Consider the following 19,009-nt stretch of genomic DNA (forward strand, 5'->3'; position numbering starts at 1 on the left):
TTTCCCTTTCCGGCGAGTCCGACTCTACCAGATCCTTTCGGGCCTGATTCCCAGTCAGCGGGGCTTGTCTTCCCGGCTGTTGGGCCGTTCCGACGTCTCAAACTCTAGCGGGTTTTCCCGGCGGCTCATAATCGAGCCGTGGAATTGAATTCGGGCACGCCGAAATCGTTCCCGGTGGGATGCCGTGCAGAGTTTGTTTTGCCGCGTCTCAGCGGCTGGAGGTGCTGTCGCAGAACCGTTACGGCTCCGTGGCAACCCGAAGAACTCTACGGATCGGCCTGGCGACTGTCAAACCTCGGAGGTGGAGCGGTTGCTCCGGCTCCGTACGGCCGCTAGTCCAGGTCGCTGAGGCGTCCGCTCGCGTCGTGCTGGGCGTGCTCGACCCTGCGCAGCAGGCGAGTCAGTACCTCTCCGAGGGCGCCGCGCTCCTCCTGGGAAAGGTCCTGGAGGAGGTCCTCCTCGAAGACCGTGGCCAGGCGCATCGCCTCCAGCCACTTCTCGCGGCCCTCCGCGGTGAGCTCGACGATCACGCGTACGCGGTTCGTCTCGTCGCGGTCCCTGGTGACGAGACCCTCCGCGACCATGCGGTCGATGCGGTGGGTCATGGCCGCCGGCGTGAGGCCGAGTCCTTTGGCGAGCTCGCCGGGGCCCATTTGGTACGGGGCGCCGGAGAGGACCAGGGCCTTGAGGACCTCCCACTCGGCGTTGCTGATGCCGAGGGTCGCGGTCTGCCGCCCGTAGGCGACGCTCATCCGCCGGTTGAGGCGGCCGAGGGCCGAGACGATCTCCTCGACCTGCGGGTCGAGGTCCTGGAACTCCCGCTGGTAGGCGGCGATCTGCTCTTCGAGAGTCGGCTCACTGGGGCCGGGAGTGTCACCCATGGCCGCAGTATGGCACGCCCCCGCTTGGCGTTGAAGTCCTTCTGTGTGTATTGTTTAGTCTCTAACTTTAGCTTCGAAGTCTTCACTCCTAAGGCAGGTGAAAGTGACCAGGGCGATGGGCGCAGCGATGCGTCATATTCAGGTAGGCAGCGCGCTGAGCGCGTTTGGCGTCGGGTTCACGGTTCCGTTCCTCTACGTGTACGTGGCGCAGGTGCGGGATCTGGGGGCCAGTACGGCGGGCATCGTGCTCGCCGCGTTTGCCATGGCCGCGCTGATCGTCCTGCCCGTCACCGGGCGCGTCATCGACCGTCGCGGCCCGCTCCCCGTACTCATGGGAGCCGCGCTGACCGCCGCGGTGGGTGCCCTCGCCCTGGGCTTCGCGAACAGTGAGCCGACGGCGATCGTCTCGGCGGCCCTCCTGGGTGCGGGCACCGCGGTGATGCAGCCGGCGCTCGCCACGATGATCGTCTGGTGCTCGACGCCCACCACCCGTACGCGTGCCTTCGCGATGCAGTTCTTCCTGCAGAACCTGGGCCTCGGCATCGGTGGTCTCTTCGGCGGGCAGATCGTCGACGAGCACGACCCGGGCAGCTTCATCACGCTGTTCTCCATCGAGGCCGTGATGTTCCTGGTGCTCGCCGCGATCGTCATCACCGTGCGCCTTCCGCACGCGCCGTCCATCCAGGACGCCGTGCCCAAGGACGGGGCCGCGCCGCAGAGTGGTCTGCGGGCTCTGCTCCGGCACAAGGCGATGGTGCAGCTGTGCGTGCTCGGCTTCGTGCTGTTCTTCGCCTGCTACGGCCAGTTCGAGTCGGGTCTCTCCGCGTACGGCGTGGAGGCGGCCGGGATCTCGCCGTCGACCCTGGGCATCGCGCTCGCCGCCAACACGGCCGTGATCGTCATCGCGCAGTTCGCCGTCCTGAAGTTCGTCGAGCGTCGCAAGCGGTCGCGCGTGATCGCCGCCGTCGGTCTGATCTGGGCCGTCGCGTGGATCGCCGCCGGGTACGCGGGGATGGGGAACGGCAGCCAGGCCATGGCCACCGCCGCGTTCATCTCCACGTACGCGCTCTTCGGGCTCGGTGAGGCGATGCTGTCGCCGACCGTCGCCCCGCTGGTCGCCGATCTGGCGCCCGCCGGGATGGTCGGTCAGTACAACTCGGCCTTCGCCCTGGTGAAGCAGCTCGCGCTCGCCGTCGGCCCCGCGGTCGGCGGTCCGATGGGGGCCGCGCTGCACGGGCCGTACATCGTGACGTTCCTGCTGTTCTCGCTGGGTATCACGGTGCTCGCCGTGCGCCTGGGGCGGCAGCTCACTCCGCTGCAGAACCAGCCGTACGTGGCGAAGAGCCGCGTGGTGGCCCAGGGCACCCCGGAGCCCGTACCGGCCAACTCCTAGGCGCCTGTCGTACTAGTCGCATTACCTGTCGTACTGAACGAGCGCTACGCGCGCGGCAGGGCGAATTCGCACCAGACCGCCTTGCCGCCGCCCGGTGTGCGCCGTGAGCCCCAGTTCGAGGCGATCGTGGCGACGATGGCGATGCCACGGCCCGCCTCGTCCGCGGGCTCGGCGCGGCGGCGGCGCGGCAGGTGGTCGTCGCCGTCCGTCACCTCGATGATCAGGCGGCGGTCCGTGCGGCGCAGGCGGAGCCGCATCGGGGGCGTGCCGTGCTGGAGGGAGTTCGCGACCAGTTCGCTGGCCGCGAGTACCCCCAGGTCGTGCAGCTCGGGCGGGAAGCGCCAGCTGGCGAGGACTCCGGTCGCGAAGGCACGCGCGCGTGGCGCCGCCTCCACTCCCCCGAGCAGCTCCAGTGCGGCGTTCCGGAACAGCTCGGCGTCCAGGCCGGTGCGTGCCGGGTGCTGGAGGACCAGGACCGCCACGTCGTCGTCGTGGTCGGCGGCCACCCCCAGGGCGCGGATCAGGCGGTCGCACACCACCTGGGGTGTGCCGGTGGCACCCGCGAGGGCACGCTCCAGGGACGCGACACCTTCGTCGATGTCCTCACTGCGCCGCTCCACCAGGCCGTCCGTGTAGAGGACGGCGGTCGAGCCGGGGCCGAGCGGGACCGACCCCGAGGTGTGCAGCCAGCCTCCGGTGCCGAGCGGCGGGCCCGTGGGCTCCTCCGCGCGGTGGATCGTGCCGCCCTCGTCCCGTACGAGGATCGGCAGGTGTCCCGCCGACGCGTAGACGAGGCTGCCTTCGCTCGGGTCGTGCACGGCGTAGACCATGGTGGCGATCTGGCTGGCGTCGATCTCGGCGGCCAGGCCGTCCAGGAGCTGCAGGACCTCGTGCGGGGGCAGGTCCAGGCGGGCGTAGGCGCGCACGGCCGTGCGGAGCTGGCCCATGACGGCCGCCGCGCGGACGCCACGGCCCATGACGTCGCCGATGACCAGGGCCGTACGGCCGCCGCCGAGGGTGATCACGTCGTACCAGTCGCCGCCGACCGCGGCCTCCGTGCCGCCCGGTTGGTACGTGGCGGCGATGCGCAGGTCGTCCGGCTGCTCCAACTCCTGCGGAAGCAGCGAGCGTTGCAGGGTGACAGCCGTCTCGCGCTGGGTGCGCTCGCTGGCCCGCAGCCGCTCGGCGGCCTCCGCGTGGTCGGTGACGTCGGCGGCGAAGACCAGGATGCCCTCGTCCTTGAGCCCCGTGGCGGAGCCGCTCACGGGGAGCGTCACGGGGGTGCAGGTGAACGTGTACGACCGGCCGCTCGCCGCTTTGCGGGACTTGACCGTGCGCGGCTTGGAGCTGCGCAGGACCTGGTCCAGGAGGGGCAGCAGGCCCAGCTCGTCCAGCTCGGGCAGCGCGTCGCGGGCGGGCTCCCCCACGGGACGCTCGCCGAAGGCGGTGGCGTACGCGTCGTTGACGTACGCGATGCGGTGCTCGGGGCCGTGCACCAGGGCGACGAGGGCCGGAATGCGGTCGAGCACCTCGCGGGTCGGCAGTTCGTCGACACCTGCGGCGGCCGGCATGAGGGTGGTGCCCTCCTGGCCGCCTTCGGCGCGGGCCGCAGGGACGGAGCTTTCGGCTCGCTGTGGCGGGGAGATCCCCAGGTCGGTGCGCGCCGCGGCGCGGCGCTGCGTTCCGGGGAGCCGGGCGCTCCAGCGCGTGAAGTTCACTGCGGTAGGCCTCGTGATGTCGCTTCTGGATCGGGCGGGGATTTCCGGCGGTCCTGGCCCGCCCATGGTCACACGAACAGTCTGGCCGACCGGACTGACATCCGTCAGACGCCGGTGTCGTACGGGGAGTTCCTGCCTCCGGTCAGGAGGACTCCTTCGGGCTTCTTCCCCCGGCCGCGAGTTCGAACTCCGCACGCGGGTGCTCGAGCGACCCCAGGGAGACGATCTCGCGTTTGAACAGGCCGGACAGGGTCCATTCGGCGAGCACCCTGGACTTGCGGTTGACGGTGGGCACGCGGCTCAGGTGGTAGACGCGGTGCATGAACCAGGCAGGGTAGCCCTTCAACTTCCGTCCGTAGACATGTGCGACACCTTTGTGCAGCCCCAGGGAGGCGACGGAGCCCACGTACTTGTGCGTGTACTCCTTGAGGGGCTGTTCGCGCAGGGAGGCGGCGATGTTGTCGCCGAGTGTCCTGGCCTGGCGTACCGCGTGCTGGGCGTTGGGGGCGCACTCCTTGCCGGGCTCGTCGGCTGTGACGTCGGGGACGGCTGCCGCGTCTCCCGCGCCCCACGCGTGCGTGGCGCCGTTCACGGTCAGCTGCGCGGTGCAGTCGAGGCGGCCGCGTTCGTTCAGCGGCAGGTCGGTCGCGGCCAGCACCGGGTGCGGTTTGACGCCCGCGGTCCACACGACCGTACGGGTGGGGAAGCGCGAGCCGTCGCTCAGGACGGCGACCCGGTCCTCGCACGAGTCGAGCCGGGTCTCCAGGCGTACGTCGATGTTGCGGCGCCGCAGCTCACGCACCGTGTACTTGCCCATCTCCTCGCCGACCTCGGGGAGGATCCGCCCGGAGGCCTCGACGAGGATCCACTTCATGTCCTCGGCCTTGACGTTGTGGTAGTACCGCGAGGCGTAGCGGGCCATGTCCTCCAGCTCGCCCAGCGCCTCGACCCCCGCGTAACCGCCGCCCACGAAGACGAAGGTGAGGGCCGCGTCACGGATCGCGGGGTCGCGCGTCGACGAGGCGATGTCCATCTGCTCGATGACGTGGTTGCGCAGGCCGATGGCCTCTTCGACGGTCTTGAAGCCGACACCGTGCTCGGCGAGGCCCGGGACGGGCAGGGTGCGCGAGATGGATCCGGGGGCCAGCACGATTTCGTCGTACGTGATCTCGACGGCGCCCGCGCCCTCGTCCGCGGTCGCGAGGGTGGTGAAGGAGGCCGTGCGCTTGGCGTGGTCGACCGACTGGACCTCGCCGATGACGATCCGGCATCTGTCCAGGACACGGCGGAGCGGGACCACGACGTGGCGCGGCGAGATCGAGCCGGCCGCGGCTTCGGGCAGGAACGGCTGATAGGTCATATAGGGATCGGGCGTCACCACCACGATCTCCGCTTCGCCCCGCTTCAGCTCCGGCTTCAGCTTCCGCTGGAGGCGCAGCGCGGTGTACATGCCGACGTATCCGCCGCCCACAACGAGAATGCGCACAGGTTCCTTCACCATCCCATGACGCACCCAGCTCTTGAGTTTGTCCACAGGCTCGACAATTTGTGTGACCGGCCGTGATGCGCGACGCGCCGTCGGGGCCTTGCCGGGGCGCGGGACAGATGTGCAGGTCAGCAGGGTGAAAAGGGGCAAAGTGAAGGGGTGCAATCAGGTCGGAATCGGTGCGTACTCCGATCGGGGGGCGGTCCGTGCGGAACCCACCTCTTCTGAATTGACTCTGGCTCAACTATGTTCGTGTGTCGTCGGGGTGTCGGGGGATGCGCTCGTCGGGTCCAGCTACGGGTCCCGAAATCGGGCTTGCTCCTCACACTCCGGTTGCCAATGGCGGGGAGTGTCTCCGGGGGGAGACGTCATTACCGGGGGAACGCGTATGCATATTCAGGAATCTCACTGGACTTCGAGCACGGCGTCGGCATCAGCCGTCGCCACCAGCGGGAACGGACGCGACATGGGGGACGGCCCGCGTTCGACGCCGCTGCGGGTGGACGCACAGCGCAATCTCGAGCACGTACTTCGCGCGGCGCGCGAGGTCTTCGGCGAGCTGGGTTACGGCGCGCCGATGGAGGACGTGGCCCGGCGCGCCCGGGTCGGCGTCGGCACGGTCTACCGCCGCTTCCCCAGCAAGGACGTGCTGGTGCGGCGGATAGCCGAGGAGGAGACCTCCCGGCTGACCGACCAGGCCCGTTCGGCGCTCGGGCAGGAGGACGAGCCGTGGTCGGCGCTCTCGCGCTTCCTGCGCACGTCCGTCGCGTCGGGCGCGGGGCGGCTCCTGCCGCCGCAGGTCCTGCGGGTGGGCGTCGCGGACGAGGTCGCGGGGGTTCGGGACGACGAGGCTCGCGTGCCGCAGCAGCGGCAGGCGGCTCCGGCCGGACCCGAACTGCGGCTCGTCGAGCAGCGCTCGGCACCGGCCGAGGAGTCGACGGCCGTCGACCCGGGGGCGGTCGCGCTCCTGGACGTCGTCGGGCGCCTCGTGGAGCGGGCGCGTGCCGCGGGCGAGCTGCGCGCGGACGTGACCGTGTCGGACGTGCTCCTGGTGATAGCGACGGCGGCGCCCTCGCTGCCGGACGCGGCACAGCAGGCGGCGGCATCCTCGCGGCTGCTCGACATCCTGCTAGAGGGGCTGCGCTCGCGCCCGACGGCCTGAAGCGGCCCAGGGACACGGGATCGGCACAAGTCCCTCACGGACACGGCTCAACCTCCGTTGTGAGCACGGAGGTTGAGCCTTCCCCGAATGGGTGAACGGTAGTGCTCGGATACGGGAAATCACCCCGGAAGGGTGGTTGACCGTCTTCGCCGTCCGTCGTAGCAGGACCGTGTGGCACTCTTTCCCGGATGGCCGGGTCTGAGTGTGCAAGCGGGGGCTTCCGCGATGAGTGGTGACGGGCGGGACGAGTCGTCCTCCGCCCTGGGCGACGAGGCCGCGGGACTGCCTCATCGGCAGGTGCCGAACCAAGGCGGCCCCGTGGCCGGCGGTGCGGGTGGTGGCGCCCCCGGCGGCGCGGATCCGAGCGTCCCGCCGCAGCGGGAAGGCGCCAGGGCCGAAGCCGCGGTCCCTCTCCTGCCGACCGGCCCGACCGACGCCGGAGCTCTCGCGCCCGGGGACGGTCCGCCGCCCGACAGCGACCTGATCGCCCGGATGCGGGCGGGCGACGACACGGCGTACGAGGAGCTGTACCGAAGGCACGCCGAAGCCGTCCGCCGGTACGCCCGCACGTGCTGCCGGGACGCGCACACCGCGGACGACCTCACGGCCGAGGTCTTCGCACGGATGCTGCAGGCGGTCCGTGGCGGCAGCGGACCCGAGCACGCGGTGCGCGCCTATCTGCTCACCACGGTGCGCCGCGTCGCCGCCGGGTGGACGAAGTCGGCGAAGCGGGAGCAACTGGTCGAGGACTTCGCGGTGTTCGCGGCGCAGGCCGCACGCAGCTCCGAGGTCTCCGACGACGACACCCTGGACCTCGGCGCGGACGTGCTCGCGATGCACGAGGCCGAGCAGTCCATGGCCATGCAGGCGTTCCGGAGCCTTCCGGAGCGGTGGCAGGCCGTGCTGTGGCACACGGAGGTCGAGGACGAGTCCCCGAGCGACGTCGCCACCCTCTTCGGGCTCGACGCCAACGGCACCCGGGTCCTCGCCAAGCGGGCCCGCGAGGGCCTGAAGGAGGCGTATCTCCAGGCCCATGTGAGCACCACGCTCACCGCGGACGAGGAGTGCGCGCGGTACGCCGACCGGCTCGGCGCCTACGCACGCGGCAGTCTGCGCACCCGGGCCGAGCGCGGCCTGCGCAAGCACCTGGAAGAGTGCGCCAAGTGCCGTCTTGCCGCAGGCCAGATCAAGGAAGTCGCCAGCGGCATTCCCGGGGTCGTGCCGATCGCGGTCATCGGCTGGTTCGGCGCCGCCGGTTACGCGAAGGTGGCCGCCCTCGTCGGCGGTGGCGCGGCGGGTGCCGCGGGCGCCGGTGCGGCGGGCGCGGCAGCGGCGAGCGGCGGCTCGTCCGGAGGCGCGGCGGGCGGCGGTGCCGCAGCCGAGGGCCTCGGCGCGCCCGCGAAGGCCGGTATCGCCGCGGGTGTCGTCGTCGCGGCCGCGGCCGCCGTGGCGCTGGCGCTCACCGCGGGCGGGGACAAGCCCAAGGACCTGCCGAGCGCCGACAAGCCGCCGGCCGTGGAGCCGGTCGTGCCGAGCAAGCCGCCGCCCCCGAAACCGAAGCCGAAGCCGCCGCCCGAGCAGCCGGTCGCCGAGTCGAAGCCGAAGCCTCCCCCCAAGCCGGCTCCCGAGCCGAAGCCGAAGCCGACGCCCACCCCGAAGCCGAAGCCGAAGCCGAAGCCGCCGGCCCCGAAGCCGACGCCCGCTCCCACGCCGTCCAAGCCGAAGCCCAAGCCGCCGCCTCCACCGCCGCCCGCCCCGGCGGTCTACCAGTGGAGCGAGCTGCGGTACGGCGTCGTCGGTGACGGCACCAAGCCCGAGATGCGGCTCGGCGAGAGCAGCTGGGTCTGGCAGCGGTCCGGCATGTCCATCGCGGACCGGCAGTACGGCCACGGCGTGACCGTCCACGGCCAGTCCTCCGTCACCATCGACCTGAACCGCACCTGCTCGTCGTACGAAGCGGTCGTCGGTGTCGACGACCTGACGATGGGCCTCGGCAAGGTGCGGTTCTCCGTCTTCGGCGACGGCGCGCGGCTGTGGCGGTCTCCGGTGATCAAGGGCGGGGACCCGGCGGTGCCGGTGCAGGTGAATCTGACCGGGCGCAAGACGATCCGCCTGGCCGTCGAGCCGCACACGCCGTTCGACTCGGTCGCGCTCGCGGACTGGGCGCAGTCACGCTTCCGTTGTACGTAGGCCGGCTTCCGCTGTACGTAGGCCGGCTTCCGCTGTACGTAGGCCCGGCCCGGCGCCGTTCAGCTCAGTTCCGCGAGGGCGTCGGGGGCGGTGAGCCGGGCACCCGCCTCGCTCTCCGCCGCGTACCGGCTGCGGCCGAGCACGGCAAGCGCCGCGGTCTCGACCTCTTCGGCCTCGGCCCGCTCCGGCATCGGGCGCGCGCTGCCGTTCCGCAGCCGGGTGCTGAAGGCCAGTAGGCGCACCGCGCGCGGGTGATCGCCCAGCTGGCACACGAAGGTGGCTCCGGTGTCCACAAGGGCGGCGACGACCAGCTCCGCGCACCGGCTCTCCACGGCTTCGCGCAGACCGTCGGCGAGCAGGGGCAGCGCCTGCGCGGGACCGGACTCGGCGGCCACGATCGTGGACTCCAGGCGCTTGAGGTCCGCGTTGAACTGCGGCGGTGGTGTGCCGCGCTCGGCGTCGGTGCGGGACACCTCGAAGCAGACGCGGGCCCCGGCGACATCTCCGTCGTCCAGCGCCATCCGGGCCTGCATCATCCGCAGGAACGCCCGCGCGTCCGTCACTCCGTACCGGTCGGCCTCGATCGACGCCTCGATGAGGGTCTTCGCCGCCAGCTCGCGGTCGTCCTCGCGGTACGCGACCTCGGCGAGGCGGACGATGAGGAAAGGCGTCTCCGCGTAGGCGCCCACCTCGTAGGCGAGGCGGAGCGCTTCCTCGTACTCCGTGCGCGCCTCCTCGTACCGGCCGCGTGCCATGGCGGCCTCGCCCGCCGCGCTGGACACCTGGGCGCGCATCCAGCGGTCGCCGGCGCGCTTGCTCAGCCCCCGGAGCTCGGCGAGGTCCTCGTCGACACCGGACAGGTTGCCCGGGGCGTCGACGGCCTGGTGCGCACGGAACATCAGGCTGACGCCGATCTCCCAGTCACCGCCGTACTTACGGCAGTTGGCGACCACCTCGTCCATGGCGGGCCTCGACGCGTCGGTGCCGTCGAGGAAGTAGACGGTGAACGGCCAGATCAGCCCGGGGAAGCGGGCCGACGCGGGCCCCGGTCGCGAGAAGGCGTCCCGCACCCGCCGCACGCTCTCGCGCTTGCCCTCCCCCTCCATCAGATCCGTCGGTCTGTTCTCCGCCACCAGGAAGAAGGACAGCAGCCGCAGGCTCATCCAGGACCAATGGAGCGGGTCGCCCGTGCCGTCGGGAGCGCCGTCAGGCCCGTCCGGCGGCATCGGCGGTGCGAGGAGCAGGAGACGGGCGGTCCACTCCGTGCCCTCTCTGCGGTAGTTCCGCAGCCACCAGAACCAGCCCGTGGCCAGAGTGATGGCCAGGGCGTCTTCCACTTCCCGGGCCTCGATGGCGCGCTGCAGGGCCGCGCGGATGTTGTCCAGCTCGGTCTCCAGGCGCTGGATCCACGGGAGCTGGTCCGCCGAGCGGAGCAGGGGGTCGGCCTGTTCGACCAGCGCGCGGACGTGCGCGGTGTGGCGCCGGCCGGCCGCGGCGCGGAGCTGCGGCGTCTCGGCGGCCCGCTCGGTCGCGTACTCGTGGATGGTCTCCAGCATGCGGTAGCGCATGTCGCCCCTGGCCGTGGGTTCGGCGATGAGCAGCGACTTGTCCACCAGGGCGCCGATGAGGTCGGCGGCGGGCCCGGTGCAGACCGCTTCGGCCGCCGCCAGGTCCCAGCCGCCGGCGAAGACGGACACCTCGCGCAGCACAGTCCGCTCGGCCTCGTCGAGCAGGTCCCAGGACCAGTCGACGACGGCCCGCAGGGTCTGCTGGCGGGGCAGGACCGTGCGGCTGCCGCTGGTGAGGAGGCGGAAGCGGTCGTCGAGGCGGTCGGCGATCTGCCGGGGTGCGAGCAGGCGCAGGCGGGCCGCGGCGAGCTCGATGGCGAGGGGGAGGCCGTCGAGCCGGCGGCAGATCTCGGCTACGGCCTCGGAGTCCTCCTCCGGGGCGAAGTCCGGGCGCACGGCCATGGCGCGCTCGGTGAAGAGGCGGTACGCCGGGTCGGGCGGGAGCGGCTCGACGGGGCGCACGAACTCGCCCGGCACGCCCAGGGGTTCGCGGCTGGTGGCGACGACGGTGAGGTCAGGGCAGTGCGTGAGGAGGGTCTGGGCGAGGTCGGCCGCGGCGCCGATGACGTGTTCGCAGTTGTCAAGGAGCAGGAGCAGGCTGCGCGGGGCGCAGTACTCGACGAGCAGGGCGACCGGGTCGTCCTGCGGCGCGGTCATCTCGCTGGTCATCAGCACGGTCTCGCGCAGACCGAGCGCGCTGACGACAGCCCCCGGGACCGCTTCGGGATGGTCGAGCGGGGCGAGCTCGGCCAGCCATGCCTGCGGATGCCCGGCGGCGGCTTCCTCGGCGAGGCGGGTCTTGCCGGAGCCGCCAGGTCCGGTGAGGGTGACCAGGCGTGCTCGTCGTATGTCCGAACGGATGGCGGCGAGTTCGGGTTCCCGGCCGACGAAAGAGGTCAGTCGGGGGCGGAGATTGCCCCGCCGGTCGGGACGCTGCGGGCGCTCGGGACGCTCCGGCCGCTCGGGAGGTTCCCGCCGCTCGGACCCGCCGGTGGTGGACCCGTCGGTGGCGGACCCGCCGGTGGTGGGCTCGTCGGTGGCGGACCCCGAAGCCCTGGCCGGATTCAGCAATTCCGCGTGCAGGGATCGCAGTTCGCGGCCCGGGTCGGTGCCGAGTGCCTCGGCGAGCGTGCGGCGCGCGTTCTCGTACGCGGTGAGGGCGTCGGCACCGCGTCCCGCGTCGCGCAGAGCGCGGATCAGGAGCGCGTGCAGGGCCTCGTCGTACGGCTGGACCTCGGTGAGTTCCCGCAGTTCCGGTACGACGTCGGAGGCGTGGCCCAGGAGCAGCTCGGCCTCGATGCGGGCGCGGGTCGCCTCGGCACGCAGCGCTTCGGGGCGGGTGGCCGCGCTGCGGTCCGGCAGATCGGCGAGGGCGGGGCCGCGCCACAGGGCGAGCGCCTCACCGAGGGTGCGGGCGGCCGACGTCGGGTCGTGCCGCCCGAGGGCCGCCCGCCCCTCGCGCACGAGGCGTTCGAAGCGGTGCAGGTCGATGTCCTCGGGGGCGGCGGTGAGGCGGTAGCCGCCGTGGTCCGAGGCGATGGCGGCCTTGCCCAGGGCCCGGCGCAGGCGGCCGACGAGGGCCTGGAGGGCGGCGGGCGCGTCCGTGGGGGGCTCGTCCTCGGCCCACACCTCGGCGATGAGGGTTTCCACGGGGACGGTGCGGTTGGCGCGGAGTGCGAGGGTGGCGAGGAGCGCGCGAAGTCTTCGGCCCCCTACGGGCAGGGGTGCCCCTTGTTCGTCGTACGCCTCTGTGGCGCCCAGGATTCTGTACCGCACGGGGTCATTCTCGCCGGTCGTGCGGGTCGAGGCGCGAGGGGTTTCCTTCTCCGGGCGAGCCGCTCCCGTTCAGCCTCCGGGCGAGCCGCTCCCCACCGCATCGGCGCGCAGGTACCGGAACCTCGGCTACCGCCCCGCCCCCAAAGCCCCCCTCTGCGGCACGACGCTCCCCGTAGGGACCGCCCTCTGCCGCGCGGGCGTGCCCGTCCAGCACGTGCCCCGGCGGGACAGCAGGCGGCGCAGCCACAGCTCCACGGAGACCAGGTCCGCCAGACCGTCCAGCGGCAGGGGTTCCCCCTCGGCCGCCGCCCGCAGCGCCTTGCGGACCACACGGGCCTCCACCAGGCCCGCCTGCGCGAGCAGAGGCGTGTCGAAGAGGGCCAGCAGGTCGTCCACCGCCACCCGCAGGCCCGTCCGCGCCGCCACCGCCGACGGCGCGTGGGACGGCGCGCCCCAGCCGGGCGGCAGTTCGGTCACTCCCGCCCCTTCGAGGACCGTACGCAGGATGGCCGCACGGGCCCCTGGCTGGACGCGCAGGGCGACGGGGAGGGCACGGCAGGCCCTGACGACCTGGTTGTCCAGGAAGGGCGCGTGCAGGCGCTGGAAGCGGACCTCCGCGGCCTGTTCGAGGACGCGCAGGTCGGCCGCGTGCCGGGCGAGCGCCGCGCGGGCACGGAATTCACCGGGGCGCTGGCCGGGCCCCGCGCCGGGACGCCCGGTCATGTCCTGGAGGCGAACCGATACTTCAGCGAGGGCCTCGCCGGTCAGCCAGCGCGCGGCGGGCCCCGGTCTCGCCCACGAGAGCGCGGCCATCGACGCCCCCACCGCACCGCCCGGCTCGTCGAAGCGGCGCTGAAGGAGACGGTCGGCGAGCGAGTCGACGCCCGCGCGGTAGGGCATCCGGGCGAGCTTGCGCGCGGCGCCGTACACGCGCGCGGGGACCATGACGGAGCCGGCGGAGCCGTCCGCCTTGGCCAACGCCGCGACGGGGCGCACCAGATGGCGTCGCCTGCGGTCCATCAGGAGGTCGGCGAGGCGGGCCGGATGCGCGTCGAGGACCTGCCGGGCGCCGTACCCCGTGAAGTGGTCGGCGCTGCCCGACGCGAGCCGGGCGCGGTGGCGCTGGGCCGTGACGAGGGTGGCGCTCGGCTCATCCGTAAGAGGGCCGTCCAAGTCCGCGTACGGGAGGGCCTCTTCACCCGCGGCGACCACCACGTGGTGCAGCCGGGGGTTGGCCGCGATGGCGCCCGCCCGCTCCAGCTCGGCCTCACGGCCCTTGATCGCGAGGTCGTTGAAGGTGACGGCAAGGAGCCGCTCCCCCGCGCCCGTGCCATGTCCGAGGACCGTGCCGGGCATCCCCGGGAGACCCGCGGCGAGCAGCGCGAGCGTGCCGGACGCGGGCCCTCCGGAGAGGTCGGCGCCGATGCCGGGCACCGGCATCCCGCGTGCCGCCCGCCGCTCGGCGGGGCCCATGCCGGGCACGGGCCCCGGATCGACCTCCGCCGCTCCGGGGACGTGCCGCGGGGCGCCGAGCCGGGTGCGTACCGCTTCGACGAGGGCGTCACGGACGCCGTCCACCGCGGCGGTCGCGTCGGCGGCGGGCGCTGCGACGGCGAGGGACGCCACTTGTTCGTACCCGGCGATCTCCCGTGCGCCCGCGCGCAGGATCAGCGCATGCCCCGGTGGCACACGGCGCACGCCCTGGTAGGGCGTCGAGTCCTGGAGCGCCTCCGGCACGTCGGGTGCCGCGAGGAGCGCCGCGAGGTGGCCGATGTCCAGGTGGGCCTCGATGAGGTCGGCCAGCGGGAGCGCGGCCGTCGCGAAGGCCGTGCCCGCGGCCCAGGGGGTGTAGAAGACGGGGCGCGCGCCGGCGAGGTCGCCGGCGACCATGACGCGCCGCCCGACCTGGACGACCGCCGTGTAGCTCCCGGACCAGGCGGTCAGATGCCGCAGGGCGCCGCCGCGGGCCGCGAAGAGGCCGACCCTGAGCTCTTCGTCGCTCGCGCCGCAGGTGCCGAGCACCGCGATGCGCGTCTGTTCGTCGGCCTGCACCGTGCGCACCTCGTCGGCGCGCCAGTCGCCCACCGCCCACAGCGGATCCGGGTCGCCCCACAGGAGTTGGGAGCCCACGGGGTGGACGGTCTCGCCGTTCTCACCGGTGGCCCCGGCCGAGCCCACCACCGAAGGCTTCGCGGCAGTGCTGCTCCACCCCACCAACCACCGCATCGTTGCCTCCACAGGCTGTGGACAACCAGTGCATCGAAGAACTGGGGTCCCATGCTGCCACGAAGGAGGCGCGCGGGAGCGGCTACGGGGTTGCTCGCGCTCCCGTCAATCTGCCTCGGAGGAGCGGTACTTGAAGGGTGCGGCCATGCCCTTCCCCCGTAAGGGGGGCGCATTGGCCGGTCTGCGCTGGGTCGATTTTCAGCCAAATCAGCGGGTGACGCTCGCGTGCCGGAACCGTAAACGGCAACCCACAGTCCGGGAGGCGCTGTTCGCCCCCCGGACCGGTCCGCCGCCCGCGGGGATGTGAGGCGGCGGTGTCCCCCAGCCCACTGACTCCAGCGCAGCGGGCCGACCCACGCACCTTCAATGGAAGCGCTCCCCTTATGGCCGGTGAAGAGCGCACACGCAGGCGCACAGCCACACACCCGGAGCACACCCCGGCACTCCCCCGCTTCCCTACCGACAACAATCTCGCCATACGGAACTGCGCCTCTTAACGCTTGGGATTCGGCGAACTACGCTGTGTGTGCTGATGTTTTCGCGGAGGCATATTCCTGGGGGCTCGGCCAAATGCTCTTGCGGCCGAGGTTCCGGGCCACGGTGGTCGTAGTCGCGGACACCGCTGCCCCTGAGGGAACACGGCACGAATGCCGCGCGGTCAAGCCACTGCACGGCAGCCGTCTGTGTCGAGGGGTGGCCATGTCCAGGGAGCAACGCGGGCCGAACGAAAAACTCGGCACCGTTCTCGCCCTCGCGGGAATCAGCAACGCGGGACTCGCGCGCAGGGTCAACGACCTCGGCGCCCAACGCGGGTTGACGCTTCGGTACGACAAGACGTCGGTGGCCCGCTGGGTGTCCAAGGGCATGGTGCCGCAGGGCGCCGCCCCGCACCTCATCGCCGCGGCCATCGGGCAGAAGCTCGGCCGTCCCGTCCCGCTGCACGAGATCGGGCTCGCGGACGCCGATCCGGCGCCCGAGGTGGGCCTGGCCTTCCCGCGTGACGTGGGCGCCGCGGTCAAGTCGGCGACCGAGCTCTACCGCCTCGATCTGGCGGGCAGGCGCGCGGGCAGCGGAGGCATCTGGCAGTCGCTCGCAGGCTCCTTCGCGGTGAGCGCGTACGCGACGCCGGCCTCGCGCTGGCTGATAACCCCGGCCGACAGCTCGGTCGCCCGCGACGTCACCCCGGACGAACCCCGCGAAATCAGCCACCCCTCCGACGGCACCGACAGCGCGAGCAGCGGGCTGCCGATGAAGGTCGGCCACAGCGACGTGCTGAAACTGCGGGAGGCCGCCGAGGACGCCCGGCGCTGGGACTCCAAGTACGGCGGCGGGGACTGGCGTTCGTCGATGGTCCCGGAGTGCCTGCGGGTCGAGGCGGCGCCTCTGCTGCTCGGTTCGTACTCGGACGAGGTGGGCCGTTCGCTCTTCGGGGCGTCGGCCGAACTGACGCGCCTCGCCGGGTGGATGGCCTTCGACACCGGCCAGCAGGAGGCAGCCCAGCGCTACTACATCCAGGCCCTGCGCCTGGCCCGCGCGGCGGCCGACGTCCCCTTAGGCGGGTACGTCCTGGCCTCCATGTCCCTCCAGGCGACCTACCGCGGCTTCGGCGACGAGGGCGTCGACCTCGCGCAGGCGGCCCTGGAGCGCAACCGCGGTCTGGCCACCGCACGCACGATGAGCTTCTTCCGTCTCGTCGAGGCACGCGCACACGCGCGCGCCAATGACGCGCAGGCGGCGGGAGCGGCCCTCCGGGCGGCCGAGGGGTGGCTGGAGCGGGCCAGGGAAGGCGACAACGACCCGTCGTGGCTGGGCTTCTACGGATACGACCGCTTCGCCGCGGACGCCGCCGAGTGCTACCGCGACCTGAAAGCCCCCCGCCAGGTGCGGCGCTTCACGGAGCAGGCGCTCTCCCGGCCGACGGAGGAGTTCGTGCGCTCGCACGGCCTGCGGCTCGTGGTGTCGGCGGTCGCCGAGCTGGAGTCGGGGAACCTCGACGCGGCCTGCGAGCAGGGCACACGCGCCCTGGAGGTCGCCGGGCGCATCTCGTCCGCGCGGACCACGGAGTACGTGAAGGACCTGCTGCACCGCCTGGAGCCGTACGGGGACGAGCCACGCGTCGTGGAGCTGCGGGAGCGGGCACGGCCGCTGCTCGTGGCCCCCGCGTAGTCCGTCGTCCATGCGCATGCGGCGCGTACCCGGCCCTCCCCTGCACCGCGCGGTCGGTCCCGCGCGCGCCGCCGGATCGGCAACAGTATTTACGCACCCTGTAACCCTGCGGTCCTCGCCGGGTTTGAAGGCGTTGTCAGTGGCGCAGTGCACTATCGGGGTGGGAGGTGATGCGGCATGGTCCGGGCCGGGACGTACGACTGCGATGTGCTGGTGATCGGCGGCGGGATCGTCGGTCTGTCGACGGCGTATGCCATCACGCGTGCCGCGCCGGGGACGCGGGTCACCGTCCTGGAGAAGGAGGCCGGCCCCGCCAAACACCAGACGGGACGCAACAGCGGGGTGATCCACAGCGGGATCTACTACCGCCCGGACTCCCTGAAGGCGCGGTACGCGGTGCGGGGCGCCGCCGAGATGATCAAGTTCTGCGCGGAGTACGGCATCGCGCACGTGGTCACCGGCAAGCTGATCGTCGCCACGGAGCGGTCCGAGCTGCCCCGCCTGCACGCACTCGTCCAGCGCGGCAGGGAGAACGGCATTCCGGTCCGGGAGCTGGGCCCCGCCCAGATCGCGGAGTACGAACCGGAGGTGCGGGGGCTCGCCGCGATCCAGGTCGGGACGACGGGGATCTGTGACTACGGCTCGGTGGCGGAGCGCCTCGCGGACGCGTCGGGAGCCGATGTGCGGTACGGCGCGGACGTCGTCCGCATCGACCGGCGCGCGACGCTCGGGGTGGCCGTCCGCACGGCCGACGGCTCGGTGGTGCGGGGCAAGGTCCTGGTCAACTGCGCGGGCCTGCAGTGCGACCGGGTGGCGATGCTGGCCGGTGACGACCCCGGGATGCGGATCGTGCCCTTCCGCGGGGAGTACTTCGACCTGGTGCGGCCCGAGCTGGTGCGGGGCCTGGTGTATCCGGTCCCGGACCCGGCGTTCCCCTTCCTGGGGGTGCATCTGACGCGGGGCATCGGGGGCGGGGTCCATGTGGGGCCGAACGCGGTGCCCGCGCTGGCCCGCGAGGGGTACGGATGGGGTGTGGTGCGGCCCCGGGAACTCGCGGGGACGCTGAGCTGGCCGGGGGCCTGGCGGATGGCCGGGCGGCACTGGCGGTACGGGGCGGGGGAGCTTCGGCGCTCCTTCTCCAAGGAGGCCTTCACCACGGCTGTGCGCAGGCTGCTGCCCGCCGTGACCTCGGACGATCTGGTGCCCGCGGCCGCCGGGGTGCGGGCGCAGGCCGTCCTGCGGGACGGCTCGCTGGCCGACGACTTCCTGATACGGGAGGGGCCGCGGGCCGTGCACGTACTGAACGCGCCCTCGCCCGCGGCGACGGCTTCTCTCCCTATCGGGAGGGAAGTGGCTCGGCGGGTGCTGGGGGTTCTGTAGGGGCGGTCCCTGCGGGGCATTCCCCCATCCCGCCCCTTCCCGAACCTGGGGCTCCGCCCCCAGACCCCGCTCCTCAAACGCCGGAGGGGCTGAAAGATATGTCCGGACCGGCGCCGAGCGAGTTTTCGGGAAGGGGTGGGGTGGGGACTAAAATCTCCCCACTGTGTCTGAGTCGAACGTCGCCCCCGAGCACCCCCGCACCCCCCGACCCAAGGGCGAGCCCCGCTTCCCCGACGGGCCCGCACCGGACCCCGCGGGCTCTCACTTCGAGCGGCGGATCCGGAGTTTCCAGCCCCGCAGGAGTCGGGTCACCACCGGGCAGGCGGACGCACTGCAGCGGCTGTGGCCCGCGTGGGGTCTGGACATCGACGGGCAGCGGACCCTCGACTTCACCGAATTGTTCGGCGCCGACCGGCCCGTCGTGCTGGAGATCGGGTTCGGCATGGGTGAGGCCACCGCCCAGATGGCCGCCGACGACCCGGACACCGGCATCCTCGCCGTGGACGTGCACACCCCGGGCCAGGGGAACCTGCTCGGCCTCGCCGAGCGGAACGGCCTGGACAACATCCGCGTGGCGAACGGCGACGCCGTCATCCTGCTCCGCGAAATGCTCCCGCCCGCCTCCCTCGACGGCCTCCGCGTCTACTTCCCCGACCCCTGGCCCAAGGCCCGCCACCACAAGCGCCGCATCATCCAGCCCGACTTCCTCGACCTCGCCGCACCCCGCCTCAAGCCCGGCGCCGTGCTGCACTGCGCGACCGACTGGGAGCCGTACGCCGAGCAGATGCTGGAGGTGCTCACCGCGCACCCCGCGTTCGAGAACACCCAGGCCGACGGCGGGTACGTACCCCGCCCCGCCTTCCGTCCCCTCACCCGGTTCGAGGGCCAGGGCCTGGACAAGGGACACGTCGTCCACGACCTGCTGTTCCGCCGTACTTCCGGACAAGGAACCGGACAAGGAACCGGCCAAGCGATCTGAGACACCGGCCACGCGGCCCGAGACACCGTCGCGGGCCACCCCCGTCCCTCGTTAGGGTCAACGGGTGGCCACCCGTTCTGCACA

Annotated in this window: 11 protein-coding genes; 6 read left to right on the forward strand and 5 right to left on the reverse strand. The window is 72.4% G+C overall.

Annotation, left to right across the window (positions count from 1 at the left end):
* Positions 1-332 precede the first annotated feature (332 nt).
* A complete protein-coding gene (locus AB0E78_RS05100) occupies positions 333-881 on the reverse strand; it encodes a MarR family transcriptional regulator (protein WP_361828590.1) in 549 nt (182 codons plus the stop codon).
* A 115-nt stretch (positions 882-996) separates the two neighbouring features.
* On the opposite strand from AB0E78_RS05100, the gene AB0E78_RS05105 reads away from it, so the two are divergent.
* Positions 997-2,274, forward strand: a complete 1,278-nt coding sequence (locus tag AB0E78_RS05105; protein WP_361829503.1) for an MFS transporter — start codon at positions 997-999, stop codon at positions 2,272-2,274.
* A gap of 44 nt (positions 2,275-2,318) precedes the next feature.
* Here the strand turns inward: AB0E78_RS05105 and AB0E78_RS05110 are convergent, their stop codons facing one another.
* Both AB0E78_RS05110 and AB0E78_RS05115 read right to left on the reverse strand, forming a co-directional pair.
* Positions 2,319-3,992 (reverse strand): SpoIIE family protein phosphatase, encoded by a 1,674-nt coding sequence (locus AB0E78_RS05110; protein ID WP_361828593.1) that lies wholly within the window; start codon positions 3,990-3,992, stop codon positions 2,319-2,321.
* Between the two features lie 142 nt (positions 3,993-4,134).
* On the reverse strand, positions 4,135-5,493 hold the full coding sequence (locus AB0E78_RS05115) for an NAD(P)/FAD-dependent oxidoreductase (protein ID WP_361828596.1): 1,359 nt from the start codon (positions 5,491-5,493) through the stop codon (positions 4,135-4,137).
* Between the two features lie 373 nt (positions 5,494-5,866).
* Between AB0E78_RS05115 and AB0E78_RS05120 the strand changes: the two genes are divergently transcribed.
* Together AB0E78_RS05120 and AB0E78_RS05125 are read left to right on the forward strand one after the other, a co-directional pair.
* Positions 5,867-6,640 (forward strand): helix-turn-helix domain-containing protein, encoded by a 774-nt coding sequence (locus AB0E78_RS05120; protein WP_361828599.1) that lies wholly within the window; start codon positions 5,867-5,869, stop codon positions 6,638-6,640.
* A 225-nt stretch (positions 6,641-6,865) separates the two neighbouring features.
* Positions 6,866-8,830, forward strand: a complete 1,965-nt coding sequence (locus AB0E78_RS05125; RefSeq protein ID WP_361828602.1) for a sigma-70 family RNA polymerase sigma factor — start codon at positions 6,866-6,868, stop codon at positions 8,828-8,830.
* A 59-nt stretch (positions 8,831-8,889) separates the two neighbouring features.
* Here AB0E78_RS05125 and AB0E78_RS05130 read toward each other — a convergent pair whose 3' ends face one another.
* Together AB0E78_RS05130 and AB0E78_RS05135 are read right to left on the reverse strand one after the other, a co-directional pair.
* Complete coding sequence (locus tag AB0E78_RS05130; protein ID WP_361828605.1) at positions 8,890-12,174, reverse strand: BTAD domain-containing putative transcriptional regulator; 3,285 nt, start codon at positions 12,172-12,174, stop codon at positions 8,890-8,892.
* A gap of 126 nt (positions 12,175-12,300) precedes the next feature.
* On the reverse strand, positions 12,301-14,400 hold the full coding sequence (locus AB0E78_RS05135; RefSeq protein WP_361828608.1) for an asparagine synthase-related protein: 2,100 nt from the start codon (positions 14,398-14,400) through the stop codon (positions 12,301-12,303).
* A 699-nt stretch (positions 14,401-15,099) separates the two neighbouring features.
* On the opposite strand from AB0E78_RS05135, the gene AB0E78_RS05140 reads away from it, so the two are divergent.
* From AB0E78_RS05140 to trmB, 3 genes are all read left to right on the forward strand, one after another.
* On the forward strand, positions 15,100-16,566 hold the full coding sequence (locus AB0E78_RS05140; protein WP_361828611.1) for an MFS transporter: 1,467 nt from the start codon (positions 15,100-15,102) through the stop codon (positions 16,564-16,566).
* A 177-nt stretch (positions 16,567-16,743) separates the two neighbouring features.
* Positions 16,744-17,946, forward strand: a complete 1,203-nt coding sequence (gene lhgO / locus AB0E78_RS05145) for an L-2-hydroxyglutarate oxidase (RefSeq protein WP_361828613.1) — start codon at positions 16,744-16,746, stop codon at positions 17,944-17,946.
* Positions 17,947-18,109: 163 nt separating this feature from the next.
* Positions 18,110-18,925, forward strand: coding sequence for a tRNA (guanosine(46)-N7)-methyltransferase TrmB (trmB, locus tag AB0E78_RS05150; RefSeq protein WP_361828615.1), 816 nt, complete (start codon positions 18,110-18,112; stop codon positions 18,923-18,925).
* Positions 18,926-19,009: the final 84 nt, after the last annotated feature.

It is taken from the genome of Streptomyces sp. NPDC032198 (genome assembly GCF_040636975.1).
Lineage (GTDB): Bacteria > Actinomycetota > Actinomycetes > Streptomycetales > Streptomycetaceae > Streptomyces.

What these genes read in the sequence shown, in the direction of transcription:
- AB0E78_RS05100 (WP_361828590.1), bottom strand. Translation starts at nt 881, where the DNA reads ATGGGTGACACTCCCGGCCCCAGTGAGCCGACTCTCGAAGAGCAGATC.
- AB0E78_RS05105 (WP_361829503.1), top strand. Translation starts at nt 997, where the DNA reads ATGGGCGCAGCGATGCGTCATATTCAGGTAGGCAGCGCGCTGAGCGCG.
- AB0E78_RS05115 (WP_361828596.1), bottom strand. Translation starts at nt 5,493, where the DNA reads ATGGTGAAGGAACCTGTGCGCATTCTCGTTGTGGGCGGCGGATACGTC.
- AB0E78_RS05120 (WP_361828599.1), top strand. Translation starts at nt 5,867, where the DNA reads ATGCATATTCAGGAATCTCACTGGACTTCGAGCACGGCGTCGGCATCA.
- AB0E78_RS05125 (WP_361828602.1), top strand. Translation starts at nt 6,866, where the DNA reads ATGAGTGGTGACGGGCGGGACGAGTCGTCCTCCGCCCTGGGCGACGAG.
- AB0E78_RS05135 (WP_361828608.1), bottom strand. Translation starts at nt 14,400, where the DNA reads ATGCGGTGGTTGGTGGGGTGGAGCAGCACTGCCGCGAAGCCTTCGGTG.
- AB0E78_RS05140 (WP_361828611.1), top strand. Translation starts at nt 15,100, where the DNA reads ATGTCCAGGGAGCAACGCGGGCCGAACGAAAAACTCGGCACCGTTCTC.
- lhgO (WP_361828613.1), top strand. Translation starts at nt 16,744, where the DNA reads ATGGTCCGGGCCGGGACGTACGACTGCGATGTGCTGGTGATCGGCGGC.